Consider the following 15,170-nt stretch of genomic DNA (forward strand, 5'->3'; position numbering starts at 1 on the left):
TAGATGCCGCTATTTTCCGAGGCGTTCAATCTAGCTGGAAGGGCCTTTGCCGGAGAGTCCATCATAGTAATCATGAGAACAGACGTGCGGCAACGGCCTGACGGTCGGCGGAGAGAACGACCGAGTTTAGTCGTTCTCTCCGCCATCATGGAGAAAGCGGGCTACAGCGATGCGACCGAGTTCGAAACGTGCTTGTACGACGTTATCGACCCGGACGCGCTCGACGGACTCTTTCACCACGGAACCAGACACGGGCGCGTCGAGTTCTCGCTCGACGGATACCGCGTCCACGTCCTTAGCGACGGAACGGTCGAACTCGCTGACGAATGACGATGAACGACCCGCGGATAGCGGAGAACAGCCCAGAGAGGCCCGGTGGCGACCCCGTCTGTACGAACTGCGGTGACGCCATCGAAATCGAGTCGTGGCACCCGGTACTCGCCGAGACTGACGCCGACGGTTCGTTTCACCTGTATCCGTTCTGTAGTTCTCACTGCCGAGACCTGTGGAATCACACCCGAACAATCAATCCCCGAGAATGACCAACCGACAACCGAACACGATAGAATACAGCGAATACGAAGACGAGCACGGAATCGTAGCGATGTTCTACGACCCTAACAACCAACGGGCGTGGATTCGCGCCAGTACGACGGTACCGATACGACGGTAACCGAGTTTGATGTCCGAAGCTTTCACCCCGACCATCGAACCGTTAGGCCTGTCCTCGGCGAGATAATTTCTCCATTGCGGGCGTTGCGAGCGTGCCGTGGACGACGACCGAAACGAGTACCACGAATCCGACGAGCGACCACAACAGTCGAGCGTCGGAAAAGGTCGCTTCGTTGAGAGCGTAGGCGAGATAGAAAAACGACCCGACGCCGCGGATGCCGAAAAAGGAAATTACTCCACGTTCTGCGAACTCGATTTTCGTCCCCGCCAACCCCAGCAGTCCGGCGAACGGTCGGAGGAGGAAGACGAGACCGAGTCCGAGGGCAACGGCAGGAAGCGTGAGATGGCCGAGGAGACCTGTCGCAATCGCTCCGCCGAATAGTGCCAACAACACGGCCATCGTCAAACGTTCGATGAGCTCCGCGAAGTCGTGGAGCGCGCGATTGTACTCGTGGGTTCGCTCCCGATGCCGAATGACCAGCGCGCCGACGAAAACGGCGATAAATCCGTATCCTTGAGCCAGTTCCGTGAGTCCGTAAATGAGGAGCGTTCCCGCCAGCGCTTCCGCGCCTTCTACCGTGCTAGCGAGCTTCGTGGACGGTGAGAAGTAAAATAGCAGTCCGGCCAGAATCCACCCGAGAAGCAGTCCCGCGACAGCTCCCACGACGATTTTGTAGGCCACGTCCACGACTAACCAGTCAACGAACCACCGAGACGGTGCGAGTCCAGCGGTCGCGATGGAGATAGCCACATACGTAAACGGAAACGCAAGTCCGTCGTTCAACCCGGCCTCCGAGGTGAGGGTGAAACGAACCTCGTGTTCGTGATCCTGTTCGACCGATTGGTCGCTCATCGCGTGTTCGCCTTCACCGGGTGGCCCGACTTGAACGTCCGACGCGAGAACCGGATCCGTCGGAGCGATGACCGCACCGAGCAACATCGCCGTGGCGGGAACGACGCCGAGCACCCACCACCCTGCTATCGCCGCACCGGCGATCGTCACCGGCATCGTTATCACGAGCAAGCGCCACGTCGAACTCCACTCGCTGACCGAAAACGGTCGGTCGATTTTCAGCCCGGCACTCATCAACGAGACGATAACCACGAACTCGGCGAGTCGCTCCGCGAGTTTGCTGTGAGTCAGCGGGTCGGGGTTCGGTAGTCCGAGCGGAAGCGAAAACGCGACCGCTCCGATACCCAAATACGCGACAGGAACAGAAACGGCGTACCCCCCGAGCAACTCGGGAAGTACGGTGGCCGCGAGGACGATTAGTCCGAGGAACGTGAGCGCAACCACGTAGGTTTCGACCATACTCCGCGTTTATCACGCACCATCAAAATTCGTCCGGCAGGCATCGCGCTTGATTTCTTCAATTTTATCAAGAAAATAACTTTCATTCGAAGCAGCCGTTTTAACTGCGAATCTGCATCGTCATCCAAAGCGAGACCGGAGCGTTCGCCGCGACGAGCCCATAGACGGCCCCCATTATCGGTTCGAGTCCTAACGGTGAATGGAGCAGATAGCCAGCGGTGGCTCCTACGATGTCGGCTAGTATGAACGCGACAACCAATTGTTTGCCGTCGACGTTCGTGTTCGCCTCGGAAACAGGAGAGGACATGTCGCCAAAATACAACTATACTTTCATAAACGTTTCGAGATTTCTGATGATCGGAAATTCCGTCATAAAGCAGCGCACGTCGAAACACGTCACCCTCGGCTTAGATAGGTCGTCAACACGTCCCTCGCAGTGTCGCCGAGACGGTGCATATCCGCTTCCGTCATATGGAATTTTGGTTCCCACTCCGACGGGCCGAGATAGTCGCTGATGACGAACATCGACCCCGCTTCTACGCCGCGGTGGTCGGCAACTGCGAACACCGCCGACGCTTCCATTTCCACGGTGAGAACGCCGTCCTCGGCGTACCGCTCGATTTCCAGTTTCGTCTCTCGATATATCGCGTCGGTCGTCCACGAGGGGCCGACGTGGAACGGTTCGTCGCGCTCGCGCAGTAATTCTCTCGTTTGCGCCGTGAGCGATTCGCTGGCGCGTGCGTACCTTTCCGATTCGACGTAGTGATGCGACGTTCCTTCGTCGCGGATGGCCTCGTCACAGACGACGAACTCGCCCATCTCGATGGAGTCGTCCAAACTGCCCGCGATTCCTATCGAGAGAAACGCTTCGACACCGTCGACGATGAGTTCCTCCATCAACATCGCGGTCGTCGGTGCGCCGATTCCGAACCGTCCGAGGACGCCGACGGAGCGTTGTGTATCGTCGAAAACGTAGAGTGAGCCGTAGTAGTGGCCCACCTCCTCTCCGTCGTAGGTTTCCACGAAGTAGTCCATCAATCCTCGACTGTAACAGAGGATGACCGCTTCCGGCGGCTGCTCCATCGTCGAATCGGTCTTCGATTGCCTGTATTCGGAATGCTCCTGCGGCGTGATGAGCGGTTCCGCATCCAGTTTCCCCGGGAGGTTCGGAAACGTCACTTTCTTGGCATTCCGACAGTGGAGTAAAATCCTTTTCGATGGTGATACTTTCTGCGGCCACGGCGGCTCTCTTCCACCGGCTAGCCCGCTCCACGAAAATACCGATCAACATATTTGGTGACGCGATTTTGTTCAACTATGCGCCAGACGCTCATCGAACTGCTGGAGAGCAATTCCACCCACGCGGACGAATTTCAGTCCCGGTTTGACGACGTTCAGGACTCCCAACGTCCGAACGTGGTCACCGTCTGCTGTTCGGACTCCCGCGTTCTCCAAGATCACATGTGGGGGAACGATCACCCCGGACGAATCTTCACCTGTGGCAACATCGGAAACCGCGTCGTCCAACGAACGGACGCCGGCGAAGTCGTTTCGGGCGACGTTCTCTATCCGGTCGCACACACGGGGACGGACACCATTATCGTCGTCGGACACACGGGCTGTGGTGCCGTTACGGCAACCTACGACGAACTGACCGATGGCGTCTCCGAACCCGCCGGTATCGAACACTGTCTTTCATTGTTGAAACCACGTCTCGAGTCGGGAGTCGAATCGCTTCCTTCGAACCTTGCTCGAGCGGAGGCTGTTAATCGACTCGTAGAGTACAACGTCGATAGGCAGGTCGAGTTTCTCGCTGACAGCGACGACGTTCCCGCTGAAGTCGATGCTGTCGGCGTCGTGTACGACTTTCAGGACGCCTACTCCGACCGTCGCGGGGAAGTCCACGTCATCAACGTCAACGGCGAAACCGCCGTGGAAAAACTGCGTGAGGAACATCCGCGAATCGCGTCGCGGATCGGACGACTCTGGGAGTACTAAACGATTCCACGACGCTGTCGGCAGGCACGTGGTATTAGCAAGCACGACGCTTTTCCACCTTTCGCTTGGATTCCAAAGTATGAGTGACCGCGAAGGGACGTGGCTGGGCCTCCGAAAACGCGCAAAACCACTCGTTCAGGCCGGAGTTCTTCTCGGATTGGGGTTGGGTGGCTTTTTCGACGGCATCGTAATCCACCAGATCCTTCAGTGGCATCACATGCTGTCTTCTCACCACGACCCCAGCATTGCAAACGATTTGCGGTTGAATATGATGGCCGACGGCTTCTTCCACGTCGCAACGTACATCTTCACCGTTCTCGGCGTCGTCCTCCTCTGGAGGGCATGGCGACGACCCGCAGTTCCCCGGTCCGGTCGAACGCTATTCGGGTCGGTGATTTCCGGGTGGGGCCTGTTCAATCTCGGCGAAGGAATCGTAAACCACCATCTGCTCGGTATCCACCACGTGTGGCCGGCGGGTCCCGGTTCCGTCCTCCTGTGGGATGGCGCGTTTTTGGTTTGGGGAATCCTGTTCGTAATCGGTGGCTACGCCATCGTTCGGGGCGACGAAGCCGTCTCGGTCGCACCCGAGGTAGAAACGGAACCGACGTGAACGGAGAGTCGAATCCAGAGGACAGCACGAATCACTGCTGTATTAATACGAAAGCTACGAAAATACAACCCGATCACGGATTCTAACCGCTCACCAAACAGTTATTCTGGGAGAAAGACAACTATTTCGCATGCTCGTTCGACTGCTGTTGACGGTGTTCGGCGTTTTCGAGTTCCTGTTTCCCCAAAACGTCGTCGATTTCGGAATGAAGCATTCTATCAAGGACGGTTCGGACGTCGAAGTGCAACCGTGGGTTTACACGGTTGCGAGAATCGAAGGACTCGTCATTACGCTGTGGGCCCTTCGCCGTGGCAAAAAGAAGTCCTCCTAAGCAGGAGGCTGCACTCCATCGAACACCCTTCCAATTCGGTTATCGGTTCGAAATGGGGGAGCGACACGTTGCAACCTCCGAACCAGTACTCTCCGCCAGCGAGCAGTCCGTACCCGACGATGTAGAACGGCGCGAAGATGAACATGAACAGAAACGCGGGGGAGTCTCCCTCGCCGCTTCCAATCGAAGGGATGGAGAGGAACGCGTTCCAGAACAGGAAAACGAGCGCCATGAGCGGGGTTGAGCTCCGAATTTTGCTCCACGGCCCCGTTCGTGGGTGATGAACGGGTCTCTCACGAACGAAAGCGTGCTACCGGCGACCGGGAGTCCGCTCGGACCGGGCGGCAACGTGCTCATCACCTAATCCTTGCATCGTCTGACAAATCAATTTGTTGGCGACTACGAGACGGTAATTCGTACGAGTGGTGTAACTACTGTCTTTCGAGGTTTCGATATACACGATATGATTACGAATAGAGCAACAATGGTTTACTCACTATCCCCAAAGTAATCGTGTAGATGGATACGAAGAAACGGCTCCAACGGCATCAGGTCGTCGCCTATGCGGTCTTCGTTCTCCTCGCTATTGGCGTCGGAACCGGCCGTCCGAACTCGACTTCTTTTTTCGAGCGGCTCATTGACCCAGTACTTGCCGTCCTCCTCTACGTTACGTTCCTCGAAATTCCGTTCGTTCGGCTCCGCCGTGCGTTTCGGAACGGACGGTTCATCACGGCGGCACTCGGAATGAACTTCCTCGTCGTCCCCGTCGTCGTCTGGACGCTCACTCGGTTTCTCCCGCAGCGACCCGCCATCCTCGTCGGCGCATTCATGGTTCTCCTGACGCCGTGTATCGACTACGTTATCACCTTCTCCGAACTCGCGGGCGGTGACTCCGAACAGATCACCGCGACCACGCCAGCACTGATGCTCCTCCAACTTCTGTTGCTCCCCGTGTACTTGTGGCTGTTCATGGGTGCGGAGGTCGCCGAGGCCATCGAGCCAGAGCCGTTCATCGAAGCATTTCTGATAATTATCGCACTTCCGTTGACGCTCGCGTGGCTCACCGAAATATGGGCAGAACAGTCTTCGGCGGGCGAAAACTGGCAGGAAACGATGGGGTGGCTTCCTGTCCCGATGATGGGAGCGACGCTGTTCGTCGTCATCGCCTCGCAACTTCCCCGAGTACAAGATTCAATCGATCAGATTGCGGTCGTCGTTCCGGTGTACGTCGCGTTCCTCGTCATCATGCCGATGCTCGGACGGCTCGCGGCGGGACTGCTGGGGATGGCCGTCGGCGAGGGTCGGGCACTCGTGTTTACGTCGGTTACTCGTAATTCCTTGGTCGTGCTCCCGCTCGCACTCGCGCTTCCAGCAGGCTATCAGTTGGCTCCTGCTGTTGTCGTGACGCAGACCCTCGTCGAACTGGCTGGAATGGTCGCGCTCACGCGCGTCGTTCCGGCGTGGCTCGTTCCCGACGGTTCGACCTCGTCTTCACATTCAGAGCACACAATTCGTGATTGAGGGTCTCTACTTGGTTTGTACTCGTTTTCGCCGGAAATGGTGGATATTTTCGAAAAGTATCGCTATATTTGCTCTCTACTTTCGCGCTGCTCGACCTTGTTCAGGTAGCTGAAATCCGTAACACATTCGGTCGAAATTTACCAGATTCCATGTTTCAGATCCTCCGATAGCGGTCGTAACAGCGCCGAGCAACCCGCCACATATAAATCGACGATTCGCCGAGATATCAGTCGCCCAGCGGTTGGCGTATCAGGAGACGATTCCCTTGAATACCCGAGACTCGATTTTCTGTAGGTGTTCGCCGACGGTCCCGACCGAGAGCCCCATTCGATCAGCGATATCGCGGTGAGTCGCCTGACGCGGAACGTCGTAGTAACCCAGGTCCAGAGCGACATCCATCACCTCTCGCTGGCGGTCCGTCAACAACGCCACGACATTCCCCCCGGCCTCTGGATACGCGCCGATTCGCTCTACGGTGACGTCGAGTTCGGCTGGGACGTCGGCGAGAGCCTCCTGTAGCACGCCATTTGTCTCGCCAACCATCACCACTCGGAGTCCTCCGTCGCCGGTACTCTCGATAGGGAAGTCGAAGAACACCTCGTAGGACCGTGGAAGCTCCAAGAACCGCTTGACCTCCGGCGGTGGTCGGGCGTGTGCGTACACGAGTCCACCTGAATTCTCTTGGCTTGAGATGCTGTAGCCGAGCACGTCCTCGTTCTTTTCCAATAACGGTTTCGCTCTCTCTAAGTCACCCCGCAGTCTACCGAGCAGAACGACGGTCTCGTCTTCTAAGACGTTGAGATGATAGATTCGTTCTCTTTCGAACTCTGAATCTGCATCGAACATCCGATACGCGATGTGGGATCCGTTCGACTGTCCGAGGGTGAACGTGACTGCCCTCATACGCTGTCCGTTATCCTGTTCGTCCCTTTTCGAGCGCATGGAATCATCTTCGTTCTCCTCCCTTGTACATGAATCACCGATAGTACTAGGCAAATGTTGAATCTTCCTACCCTGCGTACAGCCACATGAGTATGAAGAGAGTGACTCGAACCCAAGACGACGAGCGACACGATACCGAAGTTGAGACCCTCACTCTTTGTGAACGGCTTCTGAATACTGTCGGATTGCTTCTCGGAGGGGTAATGCTACTCAGCGGTGGCTCGAAACTCGCCGGTGTTGACCGTCAAGTTCAGAGTTTCGAACAGTGGGGGTACCCACAGTGGTTCCGGCTCGTGACTGGCATCGTCGAGACGCTCGGCGGTATAGGACTCCTCGCTGGTCGAGTTCGTCCTGTGTTCGGCGTTGTGGGCGGTGTACTCACCGTCGGAACCATGGTTGGAGCGGTCTATACAGAACTCGTCCGTGCGCCCGACTCCTTGTCGAACCCCCGTCGGCCAGCCGCGTTGTTGATTGGCGGACTACTTGCAACCGGGCGGGCTTGGGAGCGAGTGGCGAAGAAGTCGAAACAGGAGGAACGCCGTGACTGACTCCATTTTAAGCGAGACGGACGTATTGATCGTCGGTGCGGGGCCGACCGGTTTGACCGCCACTATCGAACTCCGACGGCGCGGCGTCGATTGCCGACTCATTGAGAAGGAAGACAGCTCCGTAGAGACCTCACGGGCACTGGCGATGCAACCCAGAACGCTTCAAGCGTTCGAGGACATGGGGGTTTTGAATGAAGTATTAGAGGAGGGGGTTCGCGTCACCGGCGCAACCGCCTACGATGACGACGAGGCGTTATTCCAACTCGATATGGACAACGTGCATCCTCCGTCGCCGTATCCGTTCATCTGGTTCCTTCCGCAGAACCGGACTGAGCATATCCTCGGAAGCCGACTAGCCGAGTTAGGGGGTGAGATCGAATTCGAGCGCGAACTCGTCGGGTTCGGTCAGCGGGACGACAGAGTCACCGCGACGGTCCGACACCGAGAGGACGGTAAAGAGCGGACCGAGGAAATCACTGCTAATAGGCTCGTCGGGTGCGACGGCGCGCACAGTCACGTCCGCGAAACGCTTGGTCTGGAATTCGAGGGCGTGACGACGGAGCAAGAGATCTTGGTCGCCGACGCGAAGGCCGATTGGGAGCTACCTAGCACCGAAGCGTCCATCTGGTTCCACGAGGAGGGCGTCGTGGCCGTCCTGCCGATGCCGGGCGAGGACCTGTGGCGGTTGTTCATCGACGTCACTCCCATCCCGAAGGTGGAGCGACCGAAGGCTACTATCGACGTTCTCCAGCGATTGCTCCGCGAGCGGACGAGCCACCGGGACGTCACGCTCCACGATGCTCCCTGGACGTCGAATTTCGTCGTCAATCAACGCATGGTGTCACGCTATCGCAGTGGCCGGGTTTTCCTCGCGGGCGATTCAGCCCACGTCCACAACCCACTCGGAGGGTTAGGGATGAATCTGGGCATCCAAGACGCGTACAACCTCGCATGGAAACTCGCCCTCGTGTGCCAGGAGGTCGCCTCGAATGCGCTGCTCGACACTTACGAGGAGGAGCGAAAACCGATAGCGAAGTCCGTCCTCGATAAGACAGGGACGTCCGGATCGATACTCGTCACCGCAAACCCGGTGATGAAGGCGGTTCGGAACTTCGTTCTCCCTCGCGTGCTTCGGTCTAGTGGGATTCAAGCACGTATCCTTCGAACGATGACGCAACTCGACGACGCCTACCGCGGGAGTTCGCTGGCCGCCGTTCACGTCGATTCCCCACTCGCCGGATTCTCAGATTCGACGTCGGCACGAGACGTACGCAATCGAATCGACGATTCGTGGCGCGCGCCGAAGGCTGGCGAGCGCATTCTCGACGGATCTTGCCGTCACCTGGACGGGACCAAGACGTCGCTGTACCGAGAAATTCACGGACAGACGGGCTTCGTACTTCTGTTGTTCGCGGGCGACGGAACTGCCGACGTCGATTCGGGAGTTCACCTCGCCGAGGAAGTGGCTGGTTTCGGTGGTATCGAAATCCACCCGTACGTACTCGTCCCCGAGGGCGCGGGTGATACTCCGGAGAGTTCAGGTGTCTCCGTACTGGTCGATGTAGATGGCCAACTTCACTCACAATACGATGCCACGGTTTCAACCCTCTATCTGGTCCGTCCCGACGACTACGTAGGATTCTGGAGCCAGCCGCCACAGGCCGCTCCCCTTACAGCGTATCTCTCCGACTGTCTCCACGTGTGCGACGATAATTCCGAGGTCGGTCCGAGGTAGCGATGGCGCTCGAACTCGTATCCGGGGTAATCCTCTCGCTGTTCACGTTCGGAACCGCCATCTTCTACATCCTCTCCCGAATCGAGCGGTTCGTGTTGGCGTTGGCGTTCAATGAGGAGGCGGACGCAGTCGAGGATGACGACGTGCGGTTCGTCCATCGAGTAGTCAAGCACCTCATCCCCGTCCTCCCTCCGTCGTACGGATTCGTGATACTGTTCGGGACGGCCGCACTACTCTATCAAGGGTTCGAACGCGGTTGGAGTTGGCCTTCGGTGCTCACCATCGCGTACTACTGGGGCATTTCGGGTTACTCCCTCGTGTTCGGAGATATCGTCGGAGCAGTCAATCGGGTGAAAAACACGTCGAGCGACGCAGACATACGGTCGGTGCGGCGCGGCGTAAGGGAACTCGTCGTTCAGCACCACCTCGGACTCGCCGCGAATCTCGGGGTCGTCGTCTTGGAATTCACACTCGTCGTCTGGTTCTCGCTCGGGTGAGGAATGCATTACGCGGATATCGATCTGGACTCTCACTCATCGAGCGCGAAAGGAAAGCGCAACTGCCGGAAGAAGAATTGACTATCTGAACGGAAGTATTTGCACTGAAATGCCCGAATTTGGCTATCTGCTCTCCCGTTGCTCTACCTTGTTCAACTCGATGAGGAGCCTGAAAACAGCCTTCACCAGATTCGAATCCACGTCGAATCGCTCCGCGTTCTCCCCTGCTCTGTCCATCACCTTCTGTTCTTGCCCCTCGTCCGTCGTCGGAATGTTCTCGATGGATTTCACTCGCGCCACCGTCTCCGCGACGTAGGTTCGCCGGGCGATGAGTTCCACGATTTCGCGATCGATGGACTCTATCTCGTCGCGGAGTTCCGCGAGGTTCATATCGTTCGGGTCCCGTCTGTTTGCGTCGTCGTTAGCCACGTGGTGCCCTCCAGTGACTCCCACCTTTCTTGTACTCCCTCTAAAACCTCCCGTCCCCCGACGGCGACGAAACTCGGACCGGTGCCCGAAAGTGAAACACCATCGACATCCGGCAGGGCGGAAACCAGCGGGTCGGTCGAAAAGCCGAGCGCGCCGCAGAACGCAAATCCGTTGACGGTCATCGCTCGACCGTAGTCGCCGTCGAGCGCGAGGTCGGCGACCAGTTCGGCCAGCGGCGCGATTCGCCGACAGCGCGACACGTCCGCATCCGCAGAGAAGGCTCGCTCAGGGGGGGTAAAGACGAGCACGTCCCACGAAATCTCGTCCCGAGCGAGGAGTTCGTCGCGCTCGTTGTCGGTGACCGTAATGCCTCCGAGCATGCTCGCGCTGGCGTCGTCGAACGCTCCCGTCGCGGTCACGCCGACATCGCGGGCGGCCCGCACACCCAGTCGGCAGGCGTCTTCCCGATTCATTATCGCGTCCTCTCGCCCCACCTCCACATCGAGTGCTGCCAGGGTTGCCATCACGGTGGCGTTCGCGGCGGCGCTCGAACTTTTCAGCCCGGACGCCATCGGAACCTCGCTTTCTGTGCGAACCGTCGCACCGAGCGACGAATGGTCGTCGAAGGACGAGCCTTCGATGACGGACGGATCTCCGTCGGCGGATTCGAGAACCAGTTCGACACAGCGCTCGATGAGTCGCGTGTCGGCATCCGGTGCGGTCGCGATTTCGCCCCGAATTACTTCCGAGTCGTCCAGTGAGACCTCGGCTGTCGTGTAGGCGTCGATGGCGAACGCCGACCCGACGCCCGTGGCGAGTGCGTTGAGTACGGTTCCGGCGGCGGGTGCTGTGGCGCGTCCGTTCATGGCCGCGCTTCGCAGGGTGTCCGCTTCAGGGTGGCGGTAGACGCAATTCGTGACGGCCTACGTTGCGGTCGTTTCGGTCTGTCCGTCCGTCTGCTCGTCGGTAGGGTCGCTTAGCTCACCGATGACTTCCTCCAGCGCGTCGGTCGCGGTGACGAGGCCGACGACTTCGCCGTCTTCCAACACCAGCGCGAGCTCCTGATTTTGAACCTGAAACAGGTCGACCGCGTCGCTGATGGTGGTGTCGGCCGCGATGGTCATCTGCGGATGCGCAACCTCTTCGAGCGTGGTCTCACCCGACTTAAGTTCCCCGTCGGCGCGATACAGTGCCGGTATGTAGATGTTGCCGCGGTAGTCCGAGAGCGATTCCCCGACGAGTGGGAATCGCGTGAGCGTGCTGTTTTTCACGCGTTCGAGGTTTGCCTCGAGGGAATCCGTTGTCGAGAGCGAAACGATGTCCTCGCTCGGAATCATGATGTCTCGAATCGGAATTTCGCCGATTTTGAGGGCGTTCATCACTTCTTGGTAGCGTTCGTCGGCGACATCGCCCTGTTCGAGCACGTCCCCGAGTTTGTTTCGAAGGTCGGCGCGCGATTCGATGGCGTCGGTTTCGGCGTCTTTCCACGCACCCGTGATTTCCACGCCGAACAGTCGCAGGGTCCATTTTGCCACTCCGTCACCGAGCGTGATTACCGGGGCGATAGCGCGGTAGAACCAGTACAGCGGCGTCGCTCCGTACCGGCAAACAAACTTCGTGCGTTCAACTCCGAGATACGTTGGCGTCTGTTCTCCGTGTGTTAGGTGAAGAAGATTGATAATGAGAAACGCGATGAGTGCCCCTGTCCCAATTGATGCGAGTGCCGTGTTTGCGAATAGCGGCTCGAAGATGGCTTCCAGCGCCGGTTCGGCGACGATACCGACCGCGATACTGGACGCGGTGATACCGACTTGACAGCTAGTCAAGTACAGTTCGAGATTGTCAGTCATTTCCCACGCCCGCCGCAGACCGGGGGTGTCGAACTCTGATTCCGGATACTGACGAACCCGAGTGAGTGCAAATTCGATGGCGACGAAGAAGGCGTTCGCCAGAATCAATAGCAGTCCGGCGAGCAGTCGCACGGCTATTATGGTAGATTCCATTGGTCGGCAGTACCCGACCCAGTTATTTGATTCCCGCGGCCGGTGTTGAACTGAAAGATGTATCGGGGAACGCGGGTCTTTTCCCCGTCCCCGCCCAAACGCGAAGTATGAGCGTCCGGAGCGACATTTCCCCCGATACACTCGGCGTCGAACTCACAAAGGACGGTATCGTCGTCGAATACACCGACGGACGAGAAGCATTCTACAACGGGGTTCCGAAAAAGGTACAGGACACCCTCAGAACCCAACCCGGTAAACTTATTCAAGTTCTCGTCACCGACCCGACCGAGACGGAGGGCGTCATGACCTACGTCAACGACCGGGACACACACGACGAAATCCTCGACTCGACCGGTGTCGGGCGAATCATCATAGAACCGGGCGAGGAAGAAGAGCTATTCCCCGGTGTGACGGTTCGCTCGGAAGGCTACGCGGTCGAAGTCGAGGCGGATCCGGAAATCGCCCGCGGTCGCGTCTTCGTCTTCGAGGAGGACGAACTGGGCGAGCGCTCGTTCGAGTTCGTCAACGAGGGGTAAGATGCCCCTCAAAAAGCGTTGGCGGTCGCTCGACAGGGCGGCAGTCGGGAGCGCCCCGGAACGGTGGGGGATGTACGAACTCGGTTCCGACGGCGAAATAGAGACCATCGACAGCGGCGTCCTGCGCGACGAACTGAAAACCGAGTTGGCCTACAGTGGGGCCGAACAGGTTCGCTGGGAGGCCTGTCAGTCGCGCGAACACGCGGAACGATTGGCCGACGAACACCGCGAACGGGCGGAATTAGACTGAACTTCGTTCCGCGTGAACCGCCATGAATACGACCGAAAGCAGAACCAGCACCAAAACCGCGCTCATCATCGCAATTTCACCGAGACTGACGACAACGCCGACCAACAGCGCGGCGATGAGCGTGAGGAGGGAAATAATTGCGGTCAGATAGGTTTCGATTGCGGACATTCATCTAATTTTCTGCGGCCGGGGCCTAAATTTGTCGAACCGAATTGATCACGACACGGAATCGACTTTCGTGCCTCTTCGAACGGTTCGGTATGAAAGAAACGCTGAATCAGTTACTACTCGGAAATGGGGCGATACCGCTCGGCCTGTTGGGTATCGCGTCGTGGAGCGTCAGTTCGCGGACGACGACACTCGCTTTTCATCGGCATCTTTCCATTCGCCCATCCCTGCCGGGTCCAAATGGATGTGAACGTCGCCGACTTCGTCACGCGACATGAGCGCGTTTCTGAGGTCGGTTTCGATGTCGTGGGCTTCGACGAAACTGTGGTCTGCCGACACCTCGGCGTGGAACTCGACTTCGTAGACGGTTCCGGCGTGATACACGGTAAAGTCGTGAACCCCGTGAACGTCGTCGTGGGTTCGAATCTCGTTCCGCAAGTTCTCGCGGACGTGTTCCGGGGCGGCGGAGTCGATGAGGTAATCGACGTTTTCGCGCGAAACTTCGATACCTTGGTTGATAACGAGCAGACTAACCAATCCGCCTGCGATTGGGTCGAGAATGGGATATCCACCCGCCATCCCCGCTACGCCGACGACCGCCGCGCCGGTCGTATAAAGGTCGTTTTTGCTGTCGGCGACCAGTGCGGATAGGCCGGGTGATTGGACTTCCCGATTGACGCGTTTCGTGTACCAGTAACAGAAGTAGCGGTCGGCGAACGCGAATCCGAGCGCCGCCACGAGGTAAATACTGTAGTGCGATTCGGGAGTGGAAAGGATCGTCTGCCACGCGTCGGCGAGCAGTTGGAGACCGAGGAGGATGAGCATCCCGCCGACGAACAGGGCGGTAAGGGGTTCGACGCGTTCGTGTCCGTGCGGGTGATTCTCGTCCGGGTCTTCGAACGAGAGGCGACCCCAGACCAACACCACCGCGCTGGCCAACAGGTCGGCGACGGAGTGGGCGGCGTCGGCGACGAGCGCGAGGCTTCCGAACGCCAGTCCGAGTCCGCCCTCGACCACGATTTTGAGGACGTTCGTGATGACGTTGATCCACGACGCTTTGAGAAACTCGGTGCGGTGGTCGGCCATTCGTCCGTTACTTTTCGGCCACGATTATGAATATGGTCATTAGAGTTAACAAACCACGGTTTTGAGCGAATCTAAAAATACGTTTCGTGCCGGTGAAGAGGCCTGAAACGAGCGCTCGTCGAGAACCTGTCCTTGTTCGCTACAATATTCGTCGGCTCATGATGAGGAATCCGACCACAACCAGTCCGATTCCCCAATAAACCGAAGGGTAGGGGAGCCATCTCAGGAGGAGTGTGACGACGCCGGACGTAAACAGAGACCAACCGATAGTTGTGTCGTATCCCATAGAACGTAAAGGTCGGCGAGCCCTTTCAATACTTTGCCTGCGCGAATCGAAAATAGTCGGTCGGCCGAATCACCTACTGGATATAGGAGGGGTCTTCCGCGTCGCAGTTCGTCTCGTGCTGTTTAGCGTCTCCTCGATCGTCGAACAGCAACCCGCACTCCTCGCAGCGATACCACGTTTGGTCGTCGCGCTGGGTTTGAGTCACCATAATTGAAATCAGGTCATCCTCGGACAAATGCGTTTCTG

Annotated in this window: 23 protein-coding genes; 12 read left to right on the forward strand and 11 right to left on the reverse strand. The window is 58.0% G+C overall.

Annotation, left to right across the window (positions count from 1 at the left end; genetic code table 11):
* Positions 1-72: 72 nt before the first annotated feature.
* Genes LIX15_RS20630 through LIX15_RS32895 form a run of 3 tightly spaced genes read left to right on the forward strand, consistent with a single transcriptional unit; the run spans position 73 to position 673 of the window.
* The gene (locus LIX15_RS20630; RefSeq protein WP_227775451.1) at positions 73-330 is read left to right on the forward strand and encodes a HalOD1 output domain-containing protein; all 258 of its coding nucleotides are present in this window, start codon (positions 73-75) and stop codon (positions 328-330) included.
* Positions 327-542, forward strand: a complete 216-nt coding sequence (locus LIX15_RS20635; RefSeq protein ID WP_227775452.1) for a DUF7576 family protein — start codon at positions 327-329, stop codon at positions 540-542. The genes LIX15_RS20630 and LIX15_RS20635 overlap by 4 nt, the downstream gene beginning before the upstream one ends.
* Positions 539-673, forward strand: a complete 135-nt coding sequence (locus LIX15_RS32895; RefSeq protein ID WP_265338391.1) for a DUF7331 family protein — start codon at positions 539-541, stop codon at positions 671-673. The genes LIX15_RS20635 and LIX15_RS32895 overlap by 4 nt, the downstream gene beginning before the upstream one ends.
* Before the next feature lie 42 nt (positions 674-715).
* On the opposite strand, the gene LIX15_RS20640 is transcribed toward LIX15_RS32895, so the two are convergent.
* The 3 genes from LIX15_RS20640 to LIX15_RS20650 form a co-directional block, all read right to left on the reverse strand.
* Positions 716-1,984, reverse strand: coding sequence for a cation:proton antiporter (locus LIX15_RS20640; RefSeq protein ID WP_227775453.1), 1,269 nt, complete (start codon positions 1,982-1,984; stop codon positions 716-718).
* 100 nt (positions 1,985-2,084) lie between these two features.
* Entirely contained in the window at positions 2,085-2,291 is a 207-nt protein-coding gene (locus LIX15_RS20645) for a DUF8141 family membrane protein (RefSeq protein ID WP_227775454.1), read from the reverse strand.
* An 89-nt stretch (positions 2,292-2,380) separates the two neighbouring features.
* On the reverse strand, positions 2,381-3,163 hold the full coding sequence (locus LIX15_RS20650) for a nucleoside phosphorylase (protein WP_227775455.1): 783 nt from the start codon (positions 3,161-3,163) through the stop codon (positions 2,381-2,383).
* 138 nt (positions 3,164-3,301) lie between these two features.
* Here LIX15_RS20650 and LIX15_RS20655 point away from each other — a divergent pair, with 138 nt between their 5' ends.
* From LIX15_RS20655 to LIX15_RS20665, 3 genes are all read left to right on the forward strand, one after another.
* Positions 3,302-3,982, forward strand: a complete 681-nt coding sequence (locus LIX15_RS20655) for a carbonic anhydrase (protein ID WP_227775456.1) — start codon at positions 3,302-3,304, stop codon at positions 3,980-3,982.
* 79 nt (positions 3,983-4,061) lie between these two features.
* Positions 4,062-4,592 (forward strand): DUF2243 domain-containing protein, encoded by a 531-nt coding sequence (locus LIX15_RS20660; RefSeq protein WP_227775457.1) that lies wholly within the window; start codon positions 4,062-4,064, stop codon positions 4,590-4,592.
* A 130-nt stretch (positions 4,593-4,722) separates the two neighbouring features.
* Positions 4,723-4,923, forward strand: coding sequence for a hypothetical protein (locus LIX15_RS20665; RefSeq protein ID WP_227775458.1), 201 nt, complete (start codon positions 4,723-4,725; stop codon positions 4,921-4,923).
* Here the strand turns inward: LIX15_RS20665 and LIX15_RS20670 are convergent.
* Entirely contained in the window at positions 4,880-5,155 is a 276-nt protein-coding gene (locus LIX15_RS20670) for a hypothetical protein (RefSeq protein WP_227775459.1), read from the reverse strand. The two genes, LIX15_RS20665 and LIX15_RS20670, sit on opposite strands and share 44 nt — an antisense overlap.
* Positions 5,156-5,442: 287 nt before the next feature.
* On the opposite strand from LIX15_RS20670, the gene LIX15_RS20675 reads away from it, so the two are divergent.
* Entirely contained in the window at positions 5,443-6,444 is a 1,002-nt protein-coding gene (locus LIX15_RS20675) for an arsenic resistance protein (RefSeq protein WP_227775460.1), read from the forward strand.
* 249 nt (positions 6,445-6,693) lie between these two features.
* Here LIX15_RS20675 and LIX15_RS20680 read toward each other — a convergent pair whose 3' ends face one another.
* Positions 6,694-7,386 carry a helix-turn-helix domain-containing protein gene (locus LIX15_RS20680; protein WP_227775461.1) on the reverse strand — a complete coding sequence of 231 codons (693 nt, stop codon included), beginning with the start codon at positions 7,384-7,386 and terminating at the stop codon, positions 6,694-6,696.
* Between the two features lie 86 nt (positions 7,387-7,472).
* On the opposite strand from LIX15_RS20680, the gene LIX15_RS20685 reads away from it, so the two are divergent.
* Genes LIX15_RS20685 through LIX15_RS20695 form a run of 3 tightly spaced genes read left to right on the forward strand, consistent with a single transcriptional unit; the run spans position 7,473 to position 10,166 of the window.
* Positions 7,473-7,934, forward strand: coding sequence for a DoxX family protein (locus tag LIX15_RS20685; RefSeq protein WP_227775462.1), 462 nt, complete (start codon positions 7,473-7,475; stop codon positions 7,932-7,934).
* Positions 7,927-9,669, forward strand: a complete 1,743-nt coding sequence (locus tag LIX15_RS20690) for an FAD-dependent monooxygenase (protein WP_227775463.1) — start codon at positions 7,927-7,929, stop codon at positions 9,667-9,669. The genes LIX15_RS20685 and LIX15_RS20690 overlap by 8 nt, the downstream gene beginning before the upstream one ends.
* A gap of 2 nt (positions 9,670-9,671) precedes the next feature.
* Positions 9,672-10,166 (forward strand): hypothetical protein, encoded by a 495-nt coding sequence (locus LIX15_RS20695; protein ID WP_227775464.1) that lies wholly within the window; start codon positions 9,672-9,674, stop codon positions 10,164-10,166.
* 123 nt (positions 10,167-10,289) lie between these two features.
* On the opposite strand, the gene LIX15_RS20700 is transcribed toward LIX15_RS20695, so the two are convergent.
* Genes LIX15_RS20700 through LIX15_RS20710 form a run of 3 tightly spaced genes read right to left on the reverse strand, consistent with a single transcriptional unit; the run spans position 10,290 to position 12,598 of the window.
* Entirely contained in the window at positions 10,290-10,556 is a 267-nt protein-coding gene (locus LIX15_RS20700; RefSeq protein WP_227776940.1) for a chorismate mutase, read from the reverse strand.
* Complete coding sequence (locus tag LIX15_RS20705) at positions 10,553-11,461, reverse strand: shikimate kinase (RefSeq protein ID WP_227775465.1); 909 nt, start codon at positions 11,459-11,461, stop codon at positions 10,553-10,555. Before LIX15_RS20705 ends, LIX15_RS20700 begins: the two co-directional genes overlap by 4 nt.
* A gap of 57 nt (positions 11,462-11,518) precedes the next feature.
* The gene (locus LIX15_RS20710) at positions 11,519-12,598 is read right to left on the reverse strand and encodes a CNNM domain-containing protein (protein WP_227775466.1); all 1,080 of its coding nucleotides are present in this window, start codon (positions 12,596-12,598) and stop codon (positions 11,519-11,521) included.
* Between the two features lie 107 nt (positions 12,599-12,705).
* Here LIX15_RS20710 and LIX15_RS20715 point away from each other — a divergent pair, with 107 nt between their 5' ends.
* Together LIX15_RS20715 and LIX15_RS20720 are read left to right on the forward strand one after the other, a co-directional pair.
* Positions 12,706-13,134: a DUF5796 family protein gene (locus LIX15_RS20715; protein ID WP_227775467.1), complete on the forward strand. Its 429-nt coding sequence runs from the start codon at positions 12,706-12,708 to the stop codon at positions 13,132-13,134.
* 1 nt (position 13,135) lies between these two features.
* Positions 13,136-13,384 (forward strand): DUF7508 domain-containing protein, encoded by a 249-nt coding sequence (locus tag LIX15_RS20720; RefSeq protein ID WP_227775468.1) that lies wholly within the window; start codon positions 13,136-13,138, stop codon positions 13,382-13,384.
* Here the strand turns inward: LIX15_RS20720 and LIX15_RS20725 are convergent.
* The 3 genes from LIX15_RS20725 to LIX15_RS32900 all read right to left on the reverse strand — a co-directional run bounded on the left by LIX15_RS20725 (position 13,376) and on the right by LIX15_RS32900 (position 15,132).
* Positions 13,376-13,552, reverse strand: a complete 177-nt coding sequence (locus LIX15_RS20725) for a hypothetical protein (protein ID WP_227775469.1) — start codon at positions 13,550-13,552, stop codon at positions 13,376-13,378. The genes LIX15_RS20720 and LIX15_RS20725 overlap by 9 nt on opposite strands.
* Before the next feature lie 171 nt (positions 13,553-13,723).
* Positions 13,724-14,638, reverse strand: a complete 915-nt coding sequence (locus LIX15_RS20730) for a cation diffusion facilitator family transporter (RefSeq protein WP_227775470.1) — start codon at positions 14,636-14,638, stop codon at positions 13,724-13,726.
* 359 nt (positions 14,639-14,997) lie between these two features.
* A complete protein-coding gene (locus tag LIX15_RS32900; protein ID WP_265338392.1) occupies positions 14,998-15,132 on the reverse strand; it encodes a DUF7128 family protein in 135 nt (44 codons plus the stop codon).
* Positions 15,133-15,170 lie beyond the last annotated feature (38 nt).

Origin of the sequence: Haladaptatus pallidirubidus, assembly GCF_020700235.1 — an archaeon.
GTDB lineage: Archaea > Halobacteriota > Halobacteria > Halobacteriales > Haladaptataceae > Haladaptatus > Haladaptatus pallidirubidus.